Origin of the sequence: Herbaspirillum lusitanum (assembly GCF_046025995.1) — a bacterium.
GTDB classification, from domain to species: Bacteria; Pseudomonadota; Gammaproteobacteria; order Burkholderiales; family Burkholderiaceae_D; genus Herbaspirillum; species Herbaspirillum lusitanum_A.
Genome location: NZ_JAQQFM010000006.1, coordinates 181,254 through 205,944 on the forward strand (window position 1 = coordinate 181,254; position 24,691 = coordinate 205,944).

Here is a 24,691-nt window from a genome sequence, read left to right on the forward strand (position 1 = left end):
ACCAAGCGTTTGTGAGGGAATGTAAGGACGCCGGACCGCAGTTTGCGTTCAATCAATAAAAAAGCAGGTCCCCCGCGAACGGGAAGACCTGCCAATACCACAGTGAAGACTTTGCTTTGCTAGCCGGTTTGAAGCCTGTCAGGCGATCAGGCCGTCTGCTGGACGACGTTCGGACGTTGCGCCCAGCGCGGCAGGCCGGTGAAGGCGAAATCGATTTCCGGCTGACGGCCGGCCACGATCTCGGCAATCGCACGGCCGGAACCGCAGCCCATGGTCCAGCCCAGCGTGCCGTGACCGGTATTCAGATACAGATTGGCGAACTTGGTCTTGCCGACGTAAGGCACGTTGGACGGCGTCAGCGGGCGCAGGCCGGCCCAGTAGACCGGGTTTTCGTAATCGCAGCCGTCCGGGAACAGTTCGCGGGTACGGCGCGTGATCGCTTCACAGCGCGTGGTGTTCAGTTCGCGGCCGTAACCGTTCAGTTCGCAGGTGCCTGCCACGCGCAGGCGATCGCCCAGACGCGACACCACCAGCTTGTAGCCATCATCGGTCAGCGACACGGTGGGTGCCGCATCCGGATTGGTGACCTTGTAAGTGGCCGAATAACCCTTGCCCGGATACAACAGCAGATCGATGCCCAAAGGCTTGACCAGCGGTTGCGAGAAACTGCCCATGGCGACCACGAAGGCGTCTGCGTGCAAGACTTCATGGCGGCCGTCCGGATTGATGACTTCCACGCCGGTCACGCGTGCCGAGGCGCCGGCGCCTTCGGTGATCAGACGAGTGATGGTGGTGCTGTAGCGAAACTTGGCGCCGCCTTGTTCGGCCTTTTGCGCCAGACCGCTGGTCAGTTTGTAGACGTCGCCCGATTCATCGGTGGCGGTGTAGTCGCCGCCGACGATCTTGTGGCGGATGCTGGCCAGCGCCGGCTCGATGCGGATGACTTCGTCGGCGCCGATGGAGTCGCGCGGACAGCCGAGATCGCGCATCAGCTTGGCGGCGGGCAGCGATTCGTCGAATTCTTTTTGCTCTGTATAGAAATGCAGGATGCCGCGCGTCAGGTGATCGTATTGAATCCCGGTTTCGGCGCGCACGGCTTGCAAGGTCTGGCGGCTGTATTCGCACAGCGCCACAATCTGGCGGATGTTCTGATCGGTGCGGGCGGCGGTGCATTCACGCAGGAAGTGCACTGCCCATTTCCATTGCAGCCATTCCGGACGGAAACGATACAGCAGCGGTGCGTCTTCTTTGCCCAGCCACTTCAGCACCTTCATTGGCGCCGACGGATTGGCCCAGGGTTCGGCATGCGAGACCGAGATCTGGCAACCGTTGGCGAAACTGGTTTCCTGTGCTGCGCCAGGCTGCCGTTCGATGACGGTGACGTCGTAGCCTTCCTTCTGCAGGAACCACGCCGAAGCCGTGCCGATGATGCCTGCCCCCAATACGATCACTTTCATCAGAATCTCCTTAGTCAATGGATGGCATTGTAAGAACTTACTGATTTTTTATGTATTCAATCGCAGGGGCTGGATTTTTATTTATTCGCCATGGAGTCGATCCAGGCTTTAAAAATAAAAATAAATGGCGAGAAAATTTACTTTTTCGAAAATTCGAATTTCGCCATTTCTTCTGCCACTGCGCGCGATACGCTTTCTTCCAGCGCCTGCTGCAGGCTGAACTTGATGCGCTGCGTCAGAATATCGGCCATATTGTCCAGAACCACCGCCATATGGTCTTGAAAATGCTGCTGCAGCACACCATCGACATGCGTCAGCAGATTCTGCAATACATTTTCCCGGATGTCTTGTTGTATCTGGCCTAGCTGTGCGGCGTCAGGCTGGGGCGGAATCGGGGCAGGCGCTGGCTGGGTGATGTTGTCCTGAAAAGACGGCAAGACGCCCGGCGGCATATTCGGCGCATTGAAAGACGATTGCCAGGTCTGCGCCGTGTGCATTGGCGGCTCATCGGTGAATTGCAAGCTCTGTGGCTGTTGCCACGGCTCAGGCGCATAGGCAGGCGGCTGATGCTGTTGCTCGAAATGCAGCGGCGCCGGCTGCTGCCAGCCATAGCGATTCTGTGTGGAATAGGGCAGAGGCTGTTGTGCTTGCTGCGGCTGTGGCTGAGGCGGCGACTGAAAATGATGTGGCGCCTGATCTGAGGAAGGCGTCAGCAAGGGCGCGGGGATATCCGAGTAGACGTTCACATCGGGCGTCGGCTGAGAGGTGTGCGGTGCTTGCCGTCGTTCCTGAGCCTCAGGCGTCGCCGGAATGATCTCGGTCAGCAGCGGAATATTGTCGTCGTGATTCATGGAAGGCTTTCCTTACGCTTATCCGGGAGCGCCGCCCTGAACGGCGGCGAGAGCGATTTCCTGATGGCAGGCGGGCCGCGATGAGCAGGTGACCGGCAGGCTACAAATAAGGAGCGATCAACTGGCGACGAAGTGACTGAGCGGGTAGCCGCGTTCCTTGTAGAAACGATAACGTTCGCGGCCGGCGGCCTTGTCGGCTTCCTCGTCGGAAATGATTTCGAACATGCGCTCAAAGCGCGCGAAGTGCGCGGGCGTCTGTCCGGAGAGATTGATCAGCACCTGATGATGCGGCAGTTCGACATCGTCGTCTGCGGTCAGGATGATGGGCGTCTGTGTCGCTTGCGGGCTGCCTGCGATCACGTGCGGCAGAAAGTCCAGCTCGGAAAATGTCCACAAGGCCTGATCCAGTTGCGCCAGTTCGTTGCGGTCGCGGGCGCGCAGAACAATCTGGTTCTGCGCGCCGCGCGCCTTGCGCACCAGGCGGCAGACGTAAGCCAGTTTCTGCGGAACATTGCTATGGAAGTCGATACGGGTCATGGCGGCAGTATAGACATTTGCAGGGGAAAGGAAAACCAGTCAGGGCAGAGAGGCGGGCGCGGGGAGCGTATGGAGCGTGCGGAACGTATTTCCTGCGGGCATCAAAAGCCAAGGTCCGGCGCCCGCATCGCGCAACCCGGCATGTTGTCACATGGCGAGTGCGGATTCAGGCGCCGGACCTTGCCGGCTTGCTGCATGCGGAATCGCGTCAGGCGGCCATGCCGCTATGGCGCAGCAGGGCATCGATGCTTGGCTCACGGCCGCGGAAGGCCTTGAAGGATTCGATGGCCGGACGCGAACCGCCGACCGACAGAATTTCCTTCTGGAAGCGCTGGCCGGTTTCGATCGAGATCACGTTGCCGCCGGCGGCCGCGGCTTCTTCGAAGGCGCTGTAGGCGTCGGCCGACAGCACTTCCGCCCACTTGTAGCTGTAATAGCCGGCAGCATAACCACCGGCGAAGATGTGGCTGAAGGAGTGCTGGAAGCGGTTGAATTCCGGCGGCGTCACCACCGAAATCCGCTCGCGTATGCCGTTCAGCAATTGCTGCACGCTCTGTTCGCCGCCGGCCTGATATTCGTGGTGCACCAGCATGTCGAACAGCGACAACTCCACCTGGCGCAGCATCTGCAGGCCGGACTGGAAGTTCTTGGCGGCGGTCATCTTGTCGAACAGCGCGCGCGGCAACGCTTCTCCGTTGTCGGCGTGCGCCGTCAGATGCTGCAGCACGTCCCATTCCCAGCAGAAGTTTTCCATGAACTGCGACGGCAGCTCGACAGCATCCCATTCGACGCCTGAAATGCCGGACACGCCGACTTCATCCACCTGCGTCAGCATGTGATGCAGGCCGTGGCCGAATTCATGGAACAAGGTGATCACTTCATCGTGCGTGAACAGCGCCGGCTTGCGTACGCCGTTGACGGTGGCCGGTTCGGTGAAATTGCAGACCAGATAGGCGATCGGCGTCTGCACGCCGGCCGGCGTCAGGCGGCGGGCGCGGGCGTCGTCCATCCAGGCGCCGCCGCGCTTGCCGCTGCGCGCATACATGTCCAGGTAGAACTGGCCGACCAACTGGCCGTCGCGTTCGATGCGGAAGAACTTCACGTCAGGATGCCAGACCGGCGCGCTGTCGGTCTTGATATCGACGCCGAACAGGCGCTGCGCCAGATGGAACAGACCGTTGACCACCTTGGGTTCGGGGAAGTATTGCTTCACTTCCTGTTCCGAGAAGGCGTAGCGCTGCTCGCGCAGCTTTTCCGAGGCGTAGGTAGTATCCCAGGCTTCCAGCTTGTCCAGTCCCAGTTGTTCCCTGGCGAAGCTGCGCAGCTCGGCGTAATCCTTCTCGCCGAAGGCGCGTGCGCGGCGGCCCAGATCTTCCAGGAAGGAAATCACTTCAGCCGGCGACTGCGCCATCTTCGGCACCAGCGACAGTTCGGCGAAATTGGCGAAGCCCAGCATGTGTGCTTCTTCCTTGCGCAGCTTCAGGATCTCGACGATGTTCTGGCTGTTGTCCCATTCGGACCTGGCGCCCAGTTCCGAGGCCTTGGTGGCGTTGGCGCGATAGATCTTTTCGCGCAGTGCGCGATTGTCCGCGTATTGCAGCACCGGGAAGTAGGACGGGAAATGCAGCGTGAATTTATAGCCAGGCTTGCCATCCTTTTCAGCGGCGGCGCGCGCGGCCTGGCGGACGTCTTCCGGCAGGCCGGACAGTTCGGCTTCATCTTCCACGAACAGACCGAAGTCGTTGGTGGCGTCGAGAATGTTTTCGGAGAAGCGGGTGGTCAGCGCAGCATGCTGCTCCTGGATGTCGGCGAAGCGTTCCTTCTGATCGTCCGGCAGTTCGGCGCCCGACAGTCGGAAATCGCGCACCGCGTTACCGACCACCTTTTGGCGCGCGGCCGAGAGCGAGGCGAAATCGGGGCTGTCATGCAAGGCCTTGTACTTTTCGAACAGCGCCAGATTCTGGCCCAGCGCAGTCCAGAACTCGACCAGACGCGGCTGGTTTTCGTTGTACGTGGCGCGCAGTTCAGGCGTGTCCATCACCGAATTGAGGTGGCCGACGATGCTCCAGGCGCGGCCCAGTTTTTCGGTCGCGCTTTCCAGCGGCTCAACGAAGTTGTCCCAGCTCACCTGCGCCATCGGCGCTTCCAGTTGCGTCACCAGCTGGCTGGCATCGGCCAGCAGCATGTCCAGCGCCGGCGTGACATGCTCCGGTTTGATGGCGTCGAAATGCGCCAGACCGGTAAAGTCGAGCAGGGGATTGCCGGCAAGGGCTGCAGCGGTTTGGGTCGTCATAAACTCTCGATTCTTGAAGGATTGCCGTCAGGATGTAAGGTGCTGCGCGGCTGAAGCCTGAATTCAGGCTTCAGATGCAGCGGCTTCAGGCGCGTTCGGCGGCTTCGATGGTGTTGACCAGCAGCATGGTGATGGTCATCGGTCCGACGCCGCCCGGCACCGGCGTGATATAGCCCGCAACTTCGCTGGCGCCGGCGAAATCCACATCGCCGCACAGCTTGCCGTTGTCGTCGCGGTTCATGCCGACGTCGATCACCACCGCGCCCGGCTTGACCATGTCGCCGGTGACGATGTTGCGCTTGCCGGTGGCGACCACCAGGATGTCGGCCTGACGCGTGTGATGCGCGAGATCGCGGGTCTTGGAATTACAGATAGTGACGGTTGCCCCGGCTTGCAAGAGCAACATGGCCTGCGGCTTGCCGACGATGTTGGAGGCGCCCACCACCACCGCATTGGCGCCGCGCACCGGGTAATCGATGGATTCCAGCATTTTCATCACGCCATACGGCGTGCAGGGGCGGAACAGCGGCTGGCCGGTCATCAGCAGGCCGGCGTTGCTGACGTGGAAACCGTCCACGTCCTTGTCGGCGGCGATGGCTTCGATCACCTTGTGCGAGTCGATATGCGCCGGCAGCGGCAGTTGCACCAGAATGCCGTTGATCCTGGGATCCTTGTTGAGGGCGTCGATGCGCGCCAGCAGTTCGGCCTCGGTCATCGTCGCTTCGTATTTTTCCAGCACCGAATGCAGGCCGTTGTCTTCACAAGCCTTGACCTTGTTGCGCACATAGACCTGCGAGGCCGGGTTGTCGCCGACCAGCACCACGGCCAGGCCGGCTTGCTTGCCCTTGGCGTTGAGGGCGGCGGCGCGCTTGGCGACATCGGCGCGCAGTTGTTTGGAGAGCAGATTTCCGTCTATCAGTTGTGCTGGCATGGTGGCTATGTAAAAACGTGGGGAGGATGGAATGAAGAGGTCGAATCAGGCGGCTCGCAGGCAATCGGACCCGCTCGCAGGGGCAGATGCATGTGCCGTGTGCAAAGACGACATTATAAGACGAGCGGGGCCGGCAATGCGCGGCGCAGCAATCTGCCGGAGGGCGGCGCCGGAGTCGTGAGCCGGATCGTCTCGACTGGGCGGGCTTCAAGCTCGCGCAGCAATCCGCTGCCGGCGCTCGCATAGAATGGCGCGCCGATGCAGATGGTTCGAAGATGTTTTGAGCGGAAAATATTTTTTGCGGCGGAGCGCTGAAGGCGAGCGGCTGAAGAATAAATTCTCGCTCTTTCGGAATGCGCGCCATGGCTGCTCATGCTCAGCGTCTGATATTGACTGGACGGCGCTCTGGCGGCGTATACGAGCCGATATGAACGTGCCGCCAAGGCCGCAGATTTCGATCAGGCGACGACGAGCTTTTTCATTTTCGGTTATGCTCCGCCAACTAATTATTTCGAAGGACTTTTGCATGGCCGATCTGCTCACACAACGCCTCAAGCTGCTTGCCGACGCGCAACATCGCGATCTGCTTGGAAAAGGCTTGCGCGGTGTCGAGCGGGAGACCCTGCGCGTCGATCTGCAAGGCCATCTGGCGCAGACGCCGCATCCGGCGGCGCTGGGTTCGGCGCTGACCAATGAGCAGATCACCACCGATTATTCGGAGTCGCTGCTGGAGTTCATCACGCCGGCCGAAAACGATATCGCCACCGCGCTCAGGCGCCTGGATGAAATCCATCGTTTCGCCTACACCAAGCTGGATAAGGAAATCCTCTGGAATTTCTCCATGCCCTGTGTGCTGCCGGACGAAACCGACATTCCCATCGCCTGGTACGGCACTTCGCACATCGGCACGCTCAAGCATGTCTACCGGCGCGGCCTGGCGCTGCGCTACGGCAAGACCATGCAATGCATCGCCGGCATCCACTACAACTTTTCGCTGCATGAAGACCTGTGGGATGTGCTGCGCCAGACCGACGGCAGCGTCGAGGCCAGCGTTTCGCGCCGCGATTACCAGTCGGAGCGCTACATTGCGCTGATCCGCAATTTCCGTCGTTACAGCTGGTTGCTGATGTATCTGTTCGGCGCTTCGCCGGTGGTCGCCAGCAATTTCCTGCGCGGCCGTCCGCATCAGTTGCAGACCTTGAGCGAAGACACGCTGTATCTGCCTTACGGCACCAGCCTGCGCATGAGCGATCTGGGATATCAGAGCAATGCCCAGGCGAATATCACGCCGCATTACAACAATCTGCCCAGCTACATCCGCAGCCTGTCGCAAGCCGTCAGCGAGCCGTATCCGCCCTACGAGGCAATCGGCACCAAGCGCGACGGCGAGTGGGTGCAGATCAATACCAATATCCTGCAGATCGAAAACGAGTTCTACTCGGCGATCCGCCCCAAGCGCGTGATCTATAGCGGCGAGCGTCCGGTGCAAGCCTTGTCGGCGCGCGGCGTGCAATACGTCGAAGTGCGCTGTATGGACATCGACCCCTTCAATCCGCTGGGCATCAGCCTGGAGGCGTCGCGCTTCCTCGACGTCTTCCTGCATTTCCTGGCGCTGGAGGAAAGCGACATCACCACCGGCGAAGAAGGCGACCAGAATCGCGCCAACTTCATGGCCACCGTCAAGCAAGGACGCCAGCCGGGCCTGCAGTTGCATAACGGCGAACGCAGCGTGGGTTTGCAGCAGTGGGGCCTGGAACTGCTGGAGCGCATGGCGCCGGTCGCAGCCTTGCTGGATCAGCAGGCCGGCGGCGACGAGCACGCGCGCAGCATGGCGACCCAGCGCGCCAAGCTCAATGACGCCGACCTGACGCCTTCGGCCCGGGTCTTGCGCGAAGTGCAGGCCAACGGCAATTCTTTCCCGGCATTTGCGCTGCGCCAGAGCCAGTTGCAGGCCGACGAACTGATGGCGCGTCCGCTGAGTGCCGAACAGACGGCAGACTTCGTCGCCATGGCGCAAGCCTCGCTGGATGCCCAGACCAGTATGGAACGCACCCAGACCGGCGACTTCGATACCTTCGTCGCCGCTTATCGCGCCAGTACGCTCGGTAATATCAGCGTCTGATTTTTACTGACGCCTCAAAAACGCCGGCTTGTTGCCGAAATGCCGTTCAGTGAAGAACTGAGCGGCATTTTTTTGTACTGTTCGATTTCAACTCCGTTCGCCCTGAGGAGCTGCAAAGCAGCGTATCGAAGGGCAGGCAAGCGCCATGAACGTCGCAGGCCGGTTTCGACACGGTCTTGCGGCCCTGCTCAGCACTAACGGCTCGCCTGGGAAATTTTACTTAACTGAAGGGCATCAGGCTTGTTGCCGGCGTTTCTGGGCCCGGATTCAGGCGGGTGGGCTCGTGTTCTTCAAACTTTAGCTCTGGAGAGGCCGCAATACAGCGCTCCGCATGCCGGCGTCGGCATTGCCTGCAAGGCAAGTAATCAGTCAGCTATTCTCAAGGCTCTTCTATATATAGAGCAGTGATTTCCAATTTCCCTGTGGGTTTAATTAACTCGGAGTCGAAAAGCTTCAAAAGCAGCTTGTGCGATCCGGGTTTGATGCCGCAGATTTCTTCCCGGTAACTCAGGACCGTGCGGCGCAGCTCGATCCGCAGCTCCGGCTGATGCGTTTGCAGCCGGTTTTGTGGCAGCGCAAACCGGACGCAAAACCATGGCAAGGCTGAAAACCGTAAAAAAACGACGGCCTGAGAGCCCCTGTTTATGCCGCTTTGCAGCAAAATTTCAAATTATGAAATCGATTATCGTAATTTGAAAATTAAAAATTCCCTGATAAAATGCGTCGTCCACAAGGCTGGAAGACCGTACATTAACGTTTCAGCGCGTCGGCTTTGCTCAAGGTTCTGGGCTCATTTGAGAGCACCGGATCATCTCAACAAACATGGAGACATGACATGTCAGCCCAAATCGATCAAGTTCTGGCACAGGCGGCCAACGATCCCGATGTGATGGAAACCCAGGAGTGGCTTGACGCCCTCGAAGCCGTGATCGAAAAAGAAGGTCCTGAACGCGCGCACTATCTGATGGAGCGCATGGTCGATCTGGCCCGCCGCCGGGGCGCGCACATCCCGTTCTCCAGCAATACCGCTTACGTCAACACGATTCCTGCCGATCAGGGCGAGCACTGCCCGGGCAATCTGGAAATCGAAGAGCGCCTGCGCTCGTGGATGCGCTGGAATGCGATGGCGATGGTGGTCAAGGCCAACCGCGTCGACGGCGATCTGGGCGGTCACCTGTCCTCGTTTGCTTCGCTGGCCAACATGCTGGGCATAGGCTTCAACCATTTCTGGCACGCCCCGACCGAAGATCACGGCGGCGACCTGCTGTACATTCAAGGCCACTCCTCGCCGGGCGTCTACGCCCGTGCGTTCCTGGAAGGCCGCCTGTCCGAAGAACAGCTGCTGCATTTCCGTCGCGAAGTCGACGGCAAGGGCCTGTCTTCGTATCCGCACCCGAAACTGATGCCTGAGTTCTGGCAGTTCCCGACCGTGTCGATGGGCCTGGGCCCGCTGATGGCGATCTATCAGGCGCGCTTCCTCAAATATCTGCACGCACGCGGCATCGCCAAGACCGACAACCGCAAGGTCTGGGCCTTCTGTGGCGACGGCGAAATGGACGAGCCGGAATCGATGGGCGCGATCGGCATGGCCGGCCGTGAAAAGCTGAACAATCTGGTCATCGTGGTCAACTGCAATCTGCAGCGTCTGGACGGCCCGGTGCGCGGCAACAGCAAGATCATTCAGGAGCTGGAATCCGACTTCCGCGGCGCCGGCTGGAATGTGGTCAAGGTCATCTGGGGCAGCGGCTGGGACGAGCTGCTGGCCAAGGACAAGGACGGCATCCTGCAAAAGGTGATGATGGAAACCGTCGACGGCGAATATCAGAACTACAAGGCCAAGGATGGCGCCTACGTGCGCAAGCACTTCTTCGGAAAGCATCCCAAGCTGCTGGAAATGGTCAGCAAGATGTCCGACGACGACATCTGGCGCCTGACCCGCGGCGGCCACGATCCGCACAAGATTTACGCCGCATTCAAGGTGGCGCAGGACAGCAAGGACCAGCCGACCGTGATCCTGGCCAAGTCGATCAAGGGCTATGGTTTCGGCAAGGCCGGCGAAGCGCGCAACACCGCGCACAACACCAAGAAGCTGGACGACGAAGCCATCAAGGCCATGCGCGACCGCTTCCAGCTGCCGATTTCGGATGCCGAGCTGCCAAACATTCCGTTCTTCAAGCCGTCCGACGACACCCCGGAAATGCAATACCTGCACGAGCGCCGCAAAGCGCTGGGCGGTTACCTGCCGCAGCGCCGTCCGCAAGCCGACGAAAAGCTGACCGTGCCGGAACTGTCGGCCTTCCAGGCCATGCTGGAACCTACTGCCGAAGGCCGTGAAATCTCGACCACCGCCGCGTATTCGCGCGTGCTGACTGCACTGCTGCGCGACCAGAGCCTGGGTCAGCGCGTGGTGCCTATCATGGTCGATGAGTCCCGCACATTCGGTATGGAAGGTCTGTTCCGCCAGATCGGCATCTTCAGCCAGGTCGGTCAGTTGTACGAGCCGGTCGACAAAGACCAGGTGATGTACTACCGCGAAGACAAGGCCGGCCAGATTCTGCAGGAAGGCATCAATGAAGCGGGCGGCATGAGCTCGTGGATCGCTGCGGCGACCTCGTACTCGACCAACAACCGCATCATGATTCCGTTCTATACGTATTACTCGATGTTCGGTCTGCAGCGTATCGGCGATCTGGCATGGGCAGCGGGCGACATGCGCGCACGCGGCTTCCTGATCGGCGGCACTGCCGGCCGCACCACGCTGAACGGCGAAGGTCTGCAGCACGAAGACGGCCACAGCCACGTGTTCGCTTCGGCAATCCCGAACTGCGTGCCTTACGATCCGACCTTTGCACACGAAGTCGCCGTGATCATTCACGACGGTCTGCGCCGCATGGTGGCGAATCAGGAAGACGTGTTCTACTACATCACCGTGATGAACGAGAACTACGCACATCCAGGCATCAAGGCCGGGCAGGTGGACGGCATTCTGAAGGGCCTGTATCTGTTGAACGAAGCCGGCAAGGAAAACAAGCTGCGCGTGCAACTGCTGGGTTCCGGCACCATCCTGCGCGAAGTCATCGCCGCCGCCGATCTTCTGCGCGACGACTGGAAGGTCGATGCCGACGTCTGGTCCGCACCGTCGTTCACGCTGCTGGCGCGTGAAGGCCAGGACGTCGAGCGCTGGAACATGCTGCACCCGGCCGATACCGCCAAGAAGGGCCATTTCGAGCAGTCGCTGGAAAAGAGCGAAGGTCCGATCGTGGTCTCGACCGACTACATGCGCACCTATGCCGAACAAGTCCGCGCCTTTGTACCTAAGGGCCGTTCCTACAAGGTGCTGGGTACCGACGGTTACGGCCGCTCCGACACCCGCGCCAAGCTGCGCGAGTTCTTCGAAGTGAACCGTTACTTCGTCACCGTGGCGGCGCTCAAGTCGCTGGCCGACGAAGGCAAGATCGACGCCTCGGTGGTCAAGCAGGCGATTGCCAAGTACGGCATCGATCCGGACAAGCCGAATCCGGTCACTCAGTAAGGTAAAGCAACTCAGGTAAGCGCAGGGAAACCGATCCGTGCCAACGCTCACGCCAGATTCCGGAATGACCGGAATTGCAGCGGATGCGGTCGGCCGGATCGCCCGAAACTAAAGGAAAGGCGGCTTGTCATGACATACTCCATGTCTGCAAGCCGTCTTCACATACGCGGATATCACAGGCCGGCAGCAGCGCCGGTCCCCAAAAATACGGAGCGCAACAGATGAGTCAAGTCGAAGTAAAAGTGCCGGACATTGGCGATTTCAAGGAAGTCGAAGTCATCGAGCTGCTGGTCAAGGTCGGAGACACCGTCCAGGTCGATCAATCGCTGGTGACCGTCGAGTCGGACAAGGCCAGCATGGAAATCCCGTCAAGCACGGCCGGTGTGGTCAAAGAGCTGAAGATCAAGATCGGCGACAAGATCGCCGAAGGTTCGGTGCTGTTGATCGTTGAAGCCGACGGCGCTCCGGCTGCCGCGGCTCCCGCAGCAGCGCCGGCACAGGCTGCCGCTGCGCCTGCCGCCGCCACCGCTTCGGCTCCCGCACCTGCTGCCCCTGCGCCAGCTGCTGCACCGGCAGCCGGCGGTGTGCAAGACATCGTGGTGCCGGACATCGGCGACTTCGCCGAAGTGGAAGTGATCGAACTGCTGGTCAAGGTCGGCGATACCGTCAAGGTCGAGCAATCGCTGCTGACCGTCGAGTCCGACAAGGCCAGCATGGAAATTCCATCCAGCAGCGCCGGCGTCATCAAGGAACTCAAAGTGAAGATCGGCGACAAGGTTGCCAAGGGCAGCGTGATCGCCTCGATCGAAGCCAGCGGCGGCGCGCCAGCTGCTGCCGCAGCACCGGCACCGGCGGCCGCTGCAGCAGCACCGGCGGCGGCTCAGGCTTCCGCGCCTGCATCTGCTCCGGCAGCGGCGCCAGCCTCGGCTCCTGCGGCTGACGCCATCGCCAGCGCTTCGGCCACCACTACCGGCGGCAAGGCGCATGCCTCGCCATCGATCCGCAAGTTCGCACGCGAACTGGGCGTTGATCTGGGCCGCGTGGCCGGCACCGGTCCCAAGGGCCGTATCCTGCAGGAAGACGTGCAGAAATTCGTCAAGGCGGCACTGGCCGGCGGCGCCGGTACACCGGCCGCAGCAGCCAAGGGCGGCAGCGGCGCGGGCATGGATCTGCTGCCGTGGCCGTCGCTGGACTTCAGCAAGTTCGGCGCCACCGAACTGCAACCGCTGTCGCGCATCAAGAAGATCAGCGGTCCGAACCTGCATCGCAACTGGGTCATGATTCCGCACGTCACGCAATTCGACGAAGCCGACGTCACCGAGCTGGAAGAATTCCGCGTCAGCTCCAATGCCGCTTACGCCAAGGCCAAGTCGCCGGTCAAGCTGACCATGCTGGCGTTCGTGATCAAGGCCAGCGTGGCCGCGCTGAAGAAATTCCCGGCTTTCAATTCCTCGCTGGATGCCAAGGGCGAAAACCTGATCCTGAAGCAGTACTACAACATCGGCTTTGCGGCCGACACGCCGAATGGCCTGGTGGTGCCCGTGATCAAGAACGCCGACCAGAAGACCATCGGTCAGATCGCCACCGAAATGGGTGATCTCTCGGCTCAGGCGCGCGACGGCAAGCTCAAGCCGGCCGACATGCAGGGCGCGACCTTCACCATCTCCTCGCTGGGCGGCATCGGCGGTACGGCGTTCACGCCTATCATCAATGCGCCTGAAGTGGCGATTCTGGGACTCTCCAAATCCATCACCAAGCCGGTCTGGGACGGCAAGCAATTCGTGCCGCGCCTGATGCTGCCGACTTCGCTGTCCTACGATCACCGCGTGGTCGACGGCGCGATGGGCGCACGCTTCTCGGCCTATCTGGCCGAAGTGCTGGGCGATCTGCGCAAGTCGCTGCTGTAAATCACGGAACTGCTGCGGCGTCTGCCGCAGCAGTTTTGCGTTGAGCAGCCTAGCCATCAAGTACCCGTTCACCGCATCCGGCTCTGGCCGGACCGGTCAGCCGACAGCGTCAAGCGAACAACAGAACACACGGAGTAAAGACATGAGTCTGATCGAAGTCAAAGTCCCCGATATCGGCGACTTCAAGGAAGTCGAAGTGATTGAATTGCTGGTCAAGCCGGGCGACAGCATCAAGGTCGATCAATCGCTGGTGACCGTCGAATCCGACAAGGCCAGCATGGAAATTCCATCCAGCCACGCCGGCGTCGTCAAGGAATTGAAAATCAAGGTCGGCGACAAGGTCGCTGAAGGTTCTGTCGTGCTGACGCTGGAAGCCTCGGCCGACGCCGGCGCCGACAAGCCGGCAGCGGCCGCTCCGGCGCCTGCCGCTGCACCGGCTGCGCCGGCTGCAGCCCCGGCAGCTCCGGCCCCGGCGGCACAGGCTCCGGCCCCGGCCGCCGCCAGCTTCGGCGGCAAGAGCGATATCGAATGCGACGTCATGGTGCTGGGCGCCGGTCCCGGCGGCTATTCGGCGGCTTTCCGCGCGGCCGATCTGGGTCTCAACGTGGTGCTGATCGAGCGCTATGCCACCCTCGGCGGCGTCTGCCTTAACGTCGGTTGCATCCCCTCCAAGGCGCTGCTGCACGTGGCAGCGGTGATCGATGAAACAGCCTCGATGGCCTCGCACGGCGTGACGTTCGGCAAGCCCGAAATCGACATCGACAAGCTGCGCGGCTACAAGGAAAAGGTCATCGGCAACATGACCGGCGGTCTGGCCGGCATGGCCAAGGCGCGCAAGGTCAACGTGGTGCAGGGCAACGGCCAGTTCGTCGGCGCCCATCACATCGAAGTCACGGCGGCTGACGGCAGCAAGAAAACCATCCAGTTCAAGCAGGGCATCATCGCTGCCGGCTCGTCGGTGGTGAAGCTGCCGTTCGTGCCGGAAGATCCGCGCATCGTCGACTCCACCGGCGCGCTGGAACTGCGCGGCGTGCCCAAGCGCATGCTGGTCATCGGCGGCGGCATCATCGGCCTCGAAATGGCGACCGTGTACTCGACGCTGGGCGCACGCATCGACGTCGTCGAAATGATGGACGGCCTGATGCAGGGCGCCGACCGCGACATGGTCAAGGTCTGGCAGAAGTTCAATGAAAAGCGCTTCGACAACATCATGCTGAAGACCAAGACCGTTGCGGTCGAAGCATTGAAGGAAGGCATCAAGGTCACGTTCGAAGCTGCCGAAGCCGGCGCCAAGTCGCCCGAGCCGCAAGTCTACGATCTGGTGCTGGTGGCCGTCGGCCGCAGCCCGAACGGCAAGAAGATCGCCGCCGACAAGGCCGGCGTGCAAGTCAGCGATCGCGGCTTCATCAGCGTCGACAGCCAGATGCGCACCAACGTGCCGCACATCTTCGCCATCGGCGATCTGGTCGGTCAGCCTATGCTGGCGCACAAGGCGGTGCATGAAGCGCACGTCGCGGCCGAAGCGGCTGCAGGCCAGAAGAGCCACTTCGACGCCAGCGTGATTCCGTCGGTGGCCTACACCGATCCGGAAGTGGCATGGGTCGGCGTGACCGAAGACGAAGCCAAGGCCAAGGGCATCAAGATCGAGAAGGGGCATTTCCCGTGGGCGGCTTCCGGTCGCGCAGTGGCCAACGGCCGTGCCGAAGGCTTCACCAAGCTGCTGTTCGATGCGGAAACGCATCGCGTCATCGGCGGCGGCATCGTCGGCACGCACGCCGGCGACATGATCGGCGAAGTGGCGCTGGCCATCGAAATGGGCGCGGATGCAGTCGACATCGGCAAGACCATCCACCCGCATCCGACACTGGGCGAGTCGCTCGGCATGGCGGCGGAAGTGGCGGAAGGGCATTGCACCGACTTGCCGCCGCAGCGCAAGAAGTAAAATCTGGCAGCAGCTCAAGCTGAGGGCCAGCAAGCCTCTCACGGCGTAATGAAAAACGGCGAACCTCGGTTCGCCGTTTTTTTTCGTCTCTGTGCGAAGCAGATCAGGAAGCGGGCATGAGGCCGGCGCGGCGTCCCCACACCGAGGCGTCCAGCAGCGAGTCAGGCGGTCGTCCCGACAGTGCGGCGATGACCTGCGCCGCGCACTGGGTCGCGGTGGCTTGCAGCGCCTCCTGCGAGGAGCCGGCGATGTGCGGCGAGAGCACCACATTGCCGAGTGCCGCCAGCGGTGATGCCGGCGCCAGCGGCTCTTGCTCGAACACGTCGAGACCGGCGCCGCCGATGCGCCCGGCGCGCAGTGCATCGACCAGTGCAGCCTCGTCGATCAGACCGCCGCGTGATGTGTTGACGATGATGGCGTCGCGCTTCATCTGCGACAAGGCGCCGGCATTGATGGTGTGTGCAGTGTCGGGGCGCAGCGGACGGTGCAGGCTGATCACGTCGGACTGCGCCAGCAATTGTTCAAACGATGTCGCGACCTCGGCGCCGAAAGAGCGTACGTGAGTCGCCTCCGCGCGCGGCGACCACACCAGTATCCGCATGCCCAGTCCCTTGCCGGCCATGTCGCACAGCAGTTCGCCGATGCGGCCGAAACCGACGATGCCCAGCGTCTTGCCGTACAGCGACAGCATGCGGCCTTCGTACTTGAAGCGCCAGTTGCCGGCGCGCGTGGCGTCGTCGGCGGCGACCGCCTGATGTGCCGTGGCCAGCATCAGGTAGAGCGTGTGCTCGGCCACGGCGCGTACATTGGCCAGCGGCGTGTTGCTGACCGCGATGCCGAGCCGGTGGGCATGGGCGACGTCAATCTTGTCGGTGCCGGTGCCATGGTTGGCCACCAGCAGCAGGCGCGACGCAGTATCGAGCTGGGCGGCGTTGACGCCGTCGCGCACGATGGCGGCATCGGCGCCGGCCAGCTCCTGCGCGAAGGCGGCCGCGCCCCTGGATTGCAACACCTCGATGCCGGCTGCGCGCAGCAGTTCGGCGCCGACCGGATGGATGGGTTGGGCGATCACACACAGCGCCATGGCGGGGAAGTCCTTTCAGGTGAAAACCGCACCGGGCTCAGCGGCGCCGGTGCGAAAAATGCTGCAGCATGTGCTGCAAAAAAAATCAGGGATTCAGGCCAGCAAGGCTTGCGCCGGATCCCAGTGCGCGCCCGGCATGGCCGCGATCAGTGCGCGCGTGTAGTCGTGGCGCGGCGCCTCGAACAACTGCAGCGGCGGACCCTCTTCGACGATCTTGCCGCGATGCATGACGATCAGCGAGTCACAGATTTGCGCCGCTACCCGCAGATCATGGGTGATGAACACCAGCGCGATCCCCAGCTTCTGCTGCAGCTCGCGCAACAGTCGCAGCACCTGCGCCTGCACCGATACGTCCAGCGCCGATACCGATTCATCGGCCACGATCAGTTGCGGCTCCATCGCCAATGCCCGGGCGATTCCCACACGTTGCCGCTGGCCGCCCGAGAACTCGGCCGGATAGCGGTCGAAGGCCGAGCTGTCCAGTTCCACCAGTTGCAGCAGCTCGCGCGCACGCCGTTCGGCATCCTTGCGCGGCACACCGGCCGCCACCGGTCCGTCGCACAGAATGCGGCCTATGGTCTGGCGCGGGTTGAGCGAGGCAAACGGGTCCTGGAAGATCATCTGGATGTCGCGCCGGCGCGGGCGGAACTGGGTTTCGCTCAGCGGCGCGATATCCTCGCCGCCAAACAATATCTTGCCGCCGTCGATGCGGGTGAGCTTGAGCAGGCACTTGCCGATGGTCGACTTGCCCGAACCGGATTCGCCCACCACGCCCAGCGTCTGGCCGCGACGCACCGAGAAACTCACGCCGTCGACCGCATGCACCACGCGCTTGCGACCCCACAGACCGGAGCCGGTGGCATAGGTTTTTTTCAGATTGTCGACCTGCAGCAACGGCGCTTCCTGCACCTGGCGGATGTGGCGCTGTTCTTCCTTCGCGGGCGATGTCTGGCCGCCGTGCCGCGGCACCGCGCCGATCAGCTTGCGCGTGTAGGGATGACGAGGACGGTTCAGCACCTCATCCACCGTGCCTTGCTCGACCAGTTCACCCTTTTCCATCACGATCACGCGGTCGGCGATTTCCGCCACCACGCCGAAATCGTGGGTCACGAACATCACGCCCATGCCGCGCTCCTTCTGGATGCGTGCGATCAGCGCCAGAATCTGCGCCTGCGTGGTCACGTCCAGCGCCGTGGTCGGCTCATCGGCGATCAATAGCTTGGGCTCCAGCGCCAGCGCCATGGCGATCATCACGCGCTGCCGCTGTCCGCCGGAGAGGCGGAAGGGCCAGCTGTGGCGCAGCGTGGCGGGATCGGGCAGGCCGACGAATTCCAGCAGCTCCAGCACACGCCGTTCACGCTCGGCGCCGGGATGGGCATCGTGCACGCGCATGACTTCGGCGATCTGGTCGCCCACCGTCATCAGCGGATTGAGGGCCGACAGCGGCTCCTGAAAGATCATCGCCATTTCGCGTCCGCGCAGCGTGCGCAGACTGTCTTCATTCATCTCCAGCAGGTCGCGTCCTTCGAGCAGGATGCGGCCCTGTTCCGGGCGCAGGTAGGTCGGCAGCAGACCCATGATGGCATTGGCGCTCATCGACTTGCCCGAGCCGGATTCGCCGACGATGCAGACGATTTCGCCGGCATGGATGTCGTAGGAAATGTCGCGCACCGCATACTTGCGGTCGCTCTGCCGCGGCAGTGCAATGCTGAGATTGCGGACGGACAGCAGCGGGGCCGCAGCGGCCGTGTTTGTATTCGTTTTTGTGCTTGCGTTTGTGTTTGTGCTCATCTCATTCCCCACGTTTGCGCAGTTGCGGATTGAGCGCATCGTTGAGGCCCTCGCCGATCAGATTGATGGCAAGCACCGTCAGCATGATCGCCAGCCCCGGCCACAGACTCATCATCGGCGCTTCGCGCAACATGGTGCGCGAAGCGCCGATGATGTAACCCCAGCTCATCAGGTTGCGGTCGCCCAGTCCCAGAAACGACAGCGCGGACTCGGTCAGGATGGCGGTCGCCGTCATCAGCGAAGCGGTGACGATGATCGGTGAAGCGGCATTGGGCAGAATCTGCGTGACGATGATGCGGGCCGGCGTCTGGCCGATCACGATGGCCGCCTGCACGAACTCGCGCTGCTTGAGCGTCATGAATTCCGAGCGCACCAGACGCGCCACCGGCGGCCATGAAACCACGGCGATGGCGCCCACGATGGAATACAGCGAGGGCTTGAAGATCGCCACCAGCACCATGGCCATTGCCAGTTGCGGAATGGTCTGAAAGAACTCGGTGCAGCGCATCAGCAGATCGTCGATGCGGCCGCCGTTGTAGCCGGCCAGCGCGCCGACCACCACGCCCAGCAGCACCGCAACCAGGGTCGAGATCAGGCCGATCATCAGCGACACGCGGGCGCCGTAGGCCAGTCCCGCCGCCAGATCGCGGCCCAGCATGTCGGTGCCCAGCGGATAGGCGGCGTCGCTGAAGGGCGGCAGCAGCGGCTGCGCCACCATCGCCCAGGGCGATTCCTCGTACCAGAACGAAGCCAGGCAGGCCACCAGCGCCACGATCACCAGCAGCACCAGACCAGCCAATGCGCCGCGATTGGCGGAAAAACGTCGGAAGAACAAAGTCATGAGAATTCCTTTTAATGCTCGCCGATTAATGCTCGCCGATGCGCGGATCGATCAGGCGGTAGAGCAGGTCGGTCAGCAGATTGAACACCACCACCATCACCGAGGTCATCAGAAACACCCCCAGCATCAACTGGTAGTCGCGCTGCATCAGCGCGTCGAACATCAGGCGGCCGATGCCGGGCCAGCCGAATACGGTTTCGGTCAGCACTGCGCCGCCGGCCAGCTGGCCCAGCTGGATGCCGGCAAAGGTCACCACCGGCAACAGCGCATTGCGCAGCGCGTGGCGACGGATGATTTCACCGGTGGCCACGCCCTTGGCGCGCGCGGTCTTGATGAAGTCCATGCCCAGCACTTCGAGCATGGAGGCGCGCGTCAGGCGCGCGTACACCGCCATGAAAAAACAGCCCAGCGAGATGGTCGGCAGCACCAGATGCGCAGCGACATCGGCGACGTGGGCCCAGCCGGTGAGGCCGGCGCCGACGCTTTCCATGCCGAACGGCGGCAGCCAGCCCAACTGCAGGGAAAAGAAGATCACCGCGATCAGGGCCAGCCAGAACTGCGGCGTGGCATAGATCAGCAGGGCGATGCTCATGATGGCGCTGTCCAGCCAGGGCCGTTTTCCGGCATAGCGGGCGCGCGAGGCGATGACGCCTAACAGCACACCCAGCACGACCGAGAAGACGAAGGCGCAGCTCATCAGCAGCAAGGTGGCCGGCAGGCGATCGAGGATCAGGTCGAGCACCGGCAGGCGCTCACGGTAGGAAAAACCGAGATCCAGTTTCACCACGCCCTTGAGGTAAGTCGCCAACTGCACGTACACGGGTTGATCGAGACCGAATTCATGACGCAGTTGCGCCACGTAGGCCGGGTCGGACGAGCCGGCGTCTCCGGCCAGCACGCTGGCGGGATCGCCGGGCGCCATGCGGATCAACAGAAAGTTGATCACGACCACGCCCAGCACGACCACCAGGGCTTTGCCCAGCCGGGCGAAGAGGAAAGACAGAGACTTCATTGCTGACTCCAGGGGGCGGCCCTGCGCGACACTCTGCGCAGGGCCGTTACTAAGGTGTTGCGGGATGGGACAGGTTCACACCCGGCGGCGGGCCCGGTTGAAAGCAGGGGCCGGCACCGGGTGCGAGCGTGGACAGCGTCTTACTTGTCCAGATAGACGTCGGCGAAGGTGTCGTTCAGGCCGATCGCGCTCTTGACCAGGTTATGCACCTTGCCGCTGTAGAGCGTCGGGTTTTCCAGCTCGAACAGATAGCCGTTGGCGACTTCCTCGACCAGAGTCTTCTGGATCGTGGCGTAGGCCTTGCTGCGTTCGTCATTGGACGTAGCGGCCGCGGCCTTGTCCCACAGTTCATCCATGGCGGCGTTCTTGTAGCCCTGGTTGTTGACGAAGGCCGAGCCCTTCACGATATTGCGGGTCAGGTACAGGCGCGACACGCCCAGCGCCGGATCGCCGTATTGCGAGGTGAAGCTGAAGGTCAGGTCGAAGTCGAAGTCCGATACGCGCTTGGACCAGGTGCCGGCGTCGGCCGACTCGATCTCCACCTTGAAGCCGATCTGTTCCAGGCTCTGGCGGGTGTATTCAGCCAGACGATCCCAGGCTGCGCCGTAGGGATAGGACAGAATCTTGACCGGTGTTTTCGAGAGGTCCACGCCGGACTCTTTCACCAGCGCGCGGGCCTTCTTCAGATCGAAGGCGTAGGCCGGCACGTCGCTGCTGTAGAACGGCGTGTTCGACGAGACCGGGCCGGTGGCGACCTTGCCCAGACCGAAGAAAATGTTGTCCACCACGAACTTGCGATTGATCGCCGCCATCACCGCCTGACGCACCTTGACGTTGTCGAAGGGCGGCTTGCGCTGGTTCATCTGGATATAGGACTGCTGGGCGAACATCTCCCAGCCCTTGGTGGTGTACTGCACGTTGGGCAATGCCTTGAGGCGCTTGATGTCGACGTTGTCGGCATCACCGCTGCGCAGCACCTGCACGTCGCCGCGCTCGAAGGCGACCGCACGGGAGGCGGCGTCGGGGATCACGTTGAACACGATCTCATCGAGGTAGGGCTTGCCGGCCTGCCAGTAGTCAGGGTTGCACACCAGGATGATGTAGGAACCCTTCTTCCATTCCTTGAACTTGAACGGGCCGGTGCCGATCGGGGTCTGGTTGGCCGGGTTGTTCTTGTAGTCGGTGCCGTCGTAGATGTGCTTGGGCACGATAGGCATGTTGTCGCTGACGAAGGCCTTGAGGAAGGGAGCAAACGGCTCCTTCAGCTTGATCTCCACCCTGGTCGGCGACAAGGCCTTCACCGAGGCCACGAACTGATTGATGATCACGCGTGCGCGCGGGTGCACCTCACGCAAGAACTTGTCCACCGAGAACACCACATCGTCGGCCGAGAAGGGCTTGCCGTCGTGCCACTTCACGCCGCTTTGCAGCGTGAAAGTGTAGGTCTTGCCGTCCTTGGAAATCTCCCAGCTCTTGGCCAGACCCGGTTGCGCCTGCAGCTCGGGCGACCAGGTCAAGAGGCTTTCATAGATCTTGCCGGCGACGTACTGGGTCGGGATCTGCTGGTTCAGGCCCAGCATGAGCAGCGGCGGCTCCGGCTGCACGATGGCGCGCAAGGTGCCGCCGCGCGTCTGGGCCTGTGCGGCCGAAGACGTCAGCACGCCGGTGGCGCACAGGCCGAGCGACATGGCGGCCACCGCGATGGCGCGGCGGGAGGGAAGGGCAATGCGTGAAAACATGAACTTGGCCTTTCTGGTTGACGGTCGGAATGAGTGGTGGAGTGCTACTGGAAAAAAACGCATCAGGTGGCGGCGATGAGAATGCCGTCGGCGCGCAAGGCGGCGCCGATCTGTTGAGCAAATACGGTGGCGCCGGCCTGATCGCCATGCACGCACAGTGTGTCGGCCTTGAGCGGCACGTCCTTGCCGGACAGCGCACGCACCGAACCCTGCAGCACCATCTGGCGCACCTGCGCGGTGGCCAGATCCGGGTCTTCGATCATGGCGTGCGGCTGCGAACGCGGCGTGAGCGTGCCGTCGTCCTGATAGCTGCGGTCGGCGTAGACCTCATACGCCACCTTCAGGCCGAGCGCCAATGCGGCATCGGTCATGTGGCGGTTGGCGACGTAGACCTGCAGCGCCGGGTCGATGTCGAACACCGCTTGCGCCACGGCGTCGGCGAGCGCGCGGCTGCGGCCGGTCATGCCGTACAGCGCGCCGTGCGTCTTGACATGGTGCAGCCGCGCGCCCTGCGTGGCGGCGATGCCTTGCAGCGCTCCCACCTGATAGGCCACCAGCGCGTAGACTTCGGCCGCGTTCATGACGATTTCGCGGCGGCCGAAGCCTTGCAGGTCGGGCAGGCCGGGATGCGCGCCCAGCGCCACGCCGTGGCGCAGCGCCAGTCTGACGGTGGACAGCATCACGCCCGGATCGCCGGCGTGGAAGCCGCAGGCGATGTTGGCCGAAGTGATGTGCGGCATGATGGCTTCGTCGGCGCCCATGTTCCAGGCGCCGAAGCTTTCGCCCATGTCGCAGTTGATGTCGATGCTTGGCATGGCTACTCCTTGTTGTATCGGTTTCAGTTCGGTGCAAGCGCGCGCTGCGCTGCCTCGCACAAGGCTTGCATGCGGTCTTCGCATTGCAGCCAGAGTTTTTCGGCCCGGGCCTGCGTCAGCGTCGCGAAGCGCACTGCCGCGCCCGGCCCGGCCTGCGCCAGCAAGGGCAGATCGGCGGCGGCGACGTAGGCGATCTTGGGATAACCGCCGGCGCTCTGGCGGTCGGCCATCAGGACGATGGGGCGACCATCCGCCGGCACCTGTACGGTGCCGAAACAGGTGGCCTCGGAAATCATTTCAGGCAGATCAGGTCTGGCCAGCGCCGCGCCGTCGAGGCGATAGCCCATGCGGTCGGATTGCGGCGTGATCTGCCAGCTCTGGCCGGTGAAGGCTGCGCGTGCGGCGGCGTCGAAGGCATGCCAGTGCGGGCCGGGGATGCAGCGCAGCGTCAGCACATCACTTGCCGGATCGACCTCGCAAAGCGGGACCCAGTGGCCGGCCGCTTCCGGCAGCGCTGCAGCCGCCACCATGTTCAGGCCGCTGGAGACCAGCATGCGCTCCAGCGCCAGCGGCGGCATGCCGCGTTCGCGACTGAAGGCGGGCACGCGGTCGCCGCGTTGCAGCGCGCGTCCCTGCATGCCGCCGAAGTGGCCGCGCACATAGGTGCTGCGGCTGCCCATCACGCTGTCGGTGGCAAAGCCGCCGCGCACGGCAAGGTAGGCGCGGGTGCCGCTGACGGCGCCTTGCAGTTCGATCTTCGCTTGCCGGCGCACCATCACCGCGCGGTGGCGCGGCAGCGCGCGGCCATCCACGGTGGCGCGCATGTCGGCGCCGGTCAGCGCGATCAATGTGTCCTGGCTGAAGTGCAGGGCCGGCCCGGTCAGCGTGCATTCCAGCACCGCCGCATCTTCCGGGTTGCCCACCAGCGCGTTGCCGGCGCGATGCGCCCACTCATCCATCGGGCCATTGACCGGCACCCCGTATTGCTGGAAGCCGTAGCGCCCCAGATCTTGCAGCGTGCAGTACATGCCCGCGCGGTCGATGTGCATCAGATTCATGCGCGCGGCTCCAGCAATTGCTCGAACTGTTCCGGTGAGACCGGACGGAAATGGATGCGGTCGCCCGGTTGCATGCGGGTGGGCGGCATGGCCTTGAGGTCGAACAGGCTCAGCGGCGTGCGCGCGATGATGTTCCAGCCGCCCGGCGAGGCATTCTGATAGATCGATGTGATGCCGCCGGCCACGCCCACCGAGCCGGCCGGCACCAGCGTGCGCGGCGTACTGCGGCGCGGAATATCCAGGCGCGGATCGAGCGGCCCGGCAAAGGGATTGCCGGGCGAGAAAAAGAAGGCGTACACCGTCAGCGGCTGGCTGCTGTGCAGGGCGATGAGTTCTTGCGGCGTCAGTTTGCAGTGGCGCGCCACTTCCAGCAGATCGGGGCCGTGTTCGCCGCCGTAGCAGGCCGGTATCTCGACCACGCGGCCGCTGCCGGTGGCGGCCGCTACGCTTCGGTTCAGCAACTGCTGCACCTTGCGCGCGACCTGTGCCGAGGCCGGCCCCGCGCGACGCGGAAAAGCGGCCGGCTGAAAATGCACCGCCACCGTGGCGAAGGCCGGCACCACGTCGAGCACGGTATCGCCAAAGCCGGCGCGCAAAACTGCTGCCACCGCATGCACGATGCGGCTGGTGTCCACGCCCACCGTCTGCCCTACGCGCACCAGCAGGCAGCGTTCGCCGACCGGCTCGGCCTGCCAGTTGAAGGCAGGCAGCGAGGCCGCGTCCACCACGCCTTCGGCGATGGCGTAGTCGCGATCATAGGGGCGGGCGGCGGTAGTCAT

At 62.8% G+C, this 24,691-nt stretch carries 18 protein-coding genes; 4 read left to right on the top strand and 14 right to left on the bottom strand.

Annotated features, from left to right (window positions below; all coding sequences use genetic code 11):
* Positions 1-146 precede the first annotated feature (146 nt).
* The 6 genes from PQR62_RS14630 to PQR62_RS14655 form a co-directional block, all read right to left on the bottom strand.
* Positions 147-1,457, bottom strand: a complete 1,311-nt coding sequence (locus PQR62_RS14630) for a D-amino acid dehydrogenase (protein WP_408158698.1) — start codon at positions 1,455-1,457, stop codon at positions 147-149.
* Between the two features lie 137 nt (positions 1,458-1,594).
* The gene (locus PQR62_RS14635) at positions 1,595-2,308 is read right to left on the bottom strand and encodes a hypothetical protein (RefSeq protein ID WP_408158699.1); all 714 of its coding nucleotides are present in this window, start codon (positions 2,306-2,308) and stop codon (positions 1,595-1,597) included.
* Positions 2,309-2,425: 117 nt separating this feature from the next.
* A complete protein-coding gene (locus PQR62_RS14640) occupies positions 2,426-2,845 on the bottom strand; it encodes a DNA polymerase III subunit chi (protein ID WP_408158700.1) in 420 nt (139 codons plus the stop codon).
* A 208-nt stretch (positions 2,846-3,053) separates the two neighbouring features.
* Entirely contained in the window at positions 3,054-5,138 is a 2,085-nt protein-coding gene (locus tag PQR62_RS14645) for a M3 family metallopeptidase (RefSeq protein ID WP_408158701.1), read from the bottom strand.
* An 85-nt stretch (positions 5,139-5,223) separates the two neighbouring features.
* Complete coding sequence (folD, locus tag PQR62_RS14650) at positions 5,224-6,069, bottom strand: bifunctional methylenetetrahydrofolate dehydrogenase/methenyltetrahydrofolate cyclohydrolase FolD (RefSeq protein ID WP_408158702.1); 846 nt, start codon at positions 6,067-6,069, stop codon at positions 5,224-5,226.
* 207 nt (positions 6,070-6,276) lie between these two features.
* Complete coding sequence (locus PQR62_RS14655) at positions 6,277-6,597, bottom strand: hypothetical protein (protein WP_408158703.1); 321 nt, start codon at positions 6,595-6,597, stop codon at positions 6,277-6,279.
* Between PQR62_RS14655 and gshA the strand changes: the two genes are divergently transcribed.
* The 4 genes from gshA (at position 6,596) to lpdA (ending at position 15,572) form a co-directional block, all read left to right on the top strand.
* Positions 6,596-8,191, top strand: coding sequence for a glutamate--cysteine ligase (gshA, locus tag PQR62_RS14660; RefSeq protein WP_408158704.1), 1,596 nt, complete (start codon positions 6,596-6,598; stop codon positions 8,189-8,191). The two genes, PQR62_RS14655 and gshA, sit on opposite strands and share 2 nt — an antisense overlap.
* An 835-nt stretch (positions 8,192-9,026) precedes the next feature.
* Complete coding sequence (gene aceE / locus PQR62_RS14665; RefSeq protein ID WP_408158705.1) at positions 9,027-11,723, top strand: pyruvate dehydrogenase (acetyl-transferring), homodimeric type; 2,697 nt, start codon at positions 9,027-9,029, stop codon at positions 11,721-11,723.
* A 221-nt stretch (positions 11,724-11,944) separates the two neighbouring features.
* Positions 11,945-13,630 carry a dihydrolipoyllysine-residue acetyltransferase gene (aceF, locus tag PQR62_RS14670; RefSeq protein WP_408158707.1) on the top strand — a complete coding sequence of 562 codons (1,686 nt, stop codon included), beginning with the start codon at positions 11,945-11,947 and terminating at the stop codon, positions 13,628-13,630.
* 142 nt (positions 13,631-13,772) lie between these two features.
* Entirely contained in the window at positions 13,773-15,572 is a 1,800-nt protein-coding gene (gene lpdA, locus PQR62_RS14675) for a dihydrolipoyl dehydrogenase (protein WP_408158708.1), read from the top strand.
* Positions 15,573-15,675: 103 nt separating this feature from the next.
* On the opposite strand, the gene PQR62_RS14680 is transcribed toward lpdA, so the two are convergent.
* The 8 genes from PQR62_RS14680 to pxpB all read right to left on the bottom strand — a co-directional run bounded on the left by PQR62_RS14680 (position 15,676) and on the right by pxpB (position 24,691).
* Positions 15,676-16,656 (bottom strand): hydroxyacid dehydrogenase, encoded by a 981-nt coding sequence (locus tag PQR62_RS14680; protein ID WP_408158709.1) that lies wholly within the window; start codon positions 16,654-16,656, stop codon positions 15,676-15,678.
* A 93-nt stretch (positions 16,657-16,749) separates the two neighbouring features.
* The gene (locus PQR62_RS14685) at positions 16,750-18,447 is read right to left on the bottom strand and encodes an ABC transporter ATP-binding protein (protein ID WP_408158710.1); all 1,698 of its coding nucleotides are present in this window, start codon (positions 18,445-18,447) and stop codon (positions 16,750-16,752) included.
* Between the two features lies 1 nt (position 18,448).
* The gene (locus PQR62_RS14690) at positions 18,449-19,288 is read right to left on the bottom strand and encodes an ABC transporter permease (RefSeq protein ID WP_408158711.1); all 840 of its coding nucleotides are present in this window, start codon (positions 19,286-19,288) and stop codon (positions 18,449-18,451) included.
* A 25-nt stretch (positions 19,289-19,313) separates the two neighbouring features.
* Positions 19,314-20,300 carry an ABC transporter permease gene (locus tag PQR62_RS14695; protein ID WP_408158712.1) on the bottom strand — a complete coding sequence of 329 codons (987 nt, stop codon included), beginning with the start codon at positions 20,298-20,300 and terminating at the stop codon, positions 19,314-19,316.
* A gap of 140 nt (positions 20,301-20,440) precedes the next feature.
* Complete coding sequence (locus PQR62_RS14700) at positions 20,441-22,039, bottom strand: ABC transporter substrate-binding protein (protein ID WP_408158713.1); 1,599 nt, start codon at positions 22,037-22,039, stop codon at positions 20,441-20,443.
* A 62-nt stretch (positions 22,040-22,101) separates the two neighbouring features.
* Positions 22,102-22,854: a LamB/YcsF family protein gene (locus tag PQR62_RS14705; RefSeq protein WP_408158714.1), complete on the bottom strand. Its 753-nt coding sequence runs from the start codon at positions 22,852-22,854 to the stop codon at positions 22,102-22,104.
* A 23-nt stretch (positions 22,855-22,877) separates the two neighbouring features.
* Positions 22,878-23,912, bottom strand: a complete 1,035-nt coding sequence (locus tag PQR62_RS14710; RefSeq protein WP_408158715.1) for a 5-oxoprolinase subunit C family protein — start codon at positions 23,910-23,912, stop codon at positions 22,878-22,880.
* Entirely contained in the window at positions 23,909-24,691 is a 783-nt protein-coding gene (pxpB, locus tag PQR62_RS14715) for a 5-oxoprolinase subunit PxpB (protein WP_408158716.1), read from the bottom strand. The genes PQR62_RS14710 and pxpB overlap by 4 nt, the downstream gene beginning before the upstream one ends.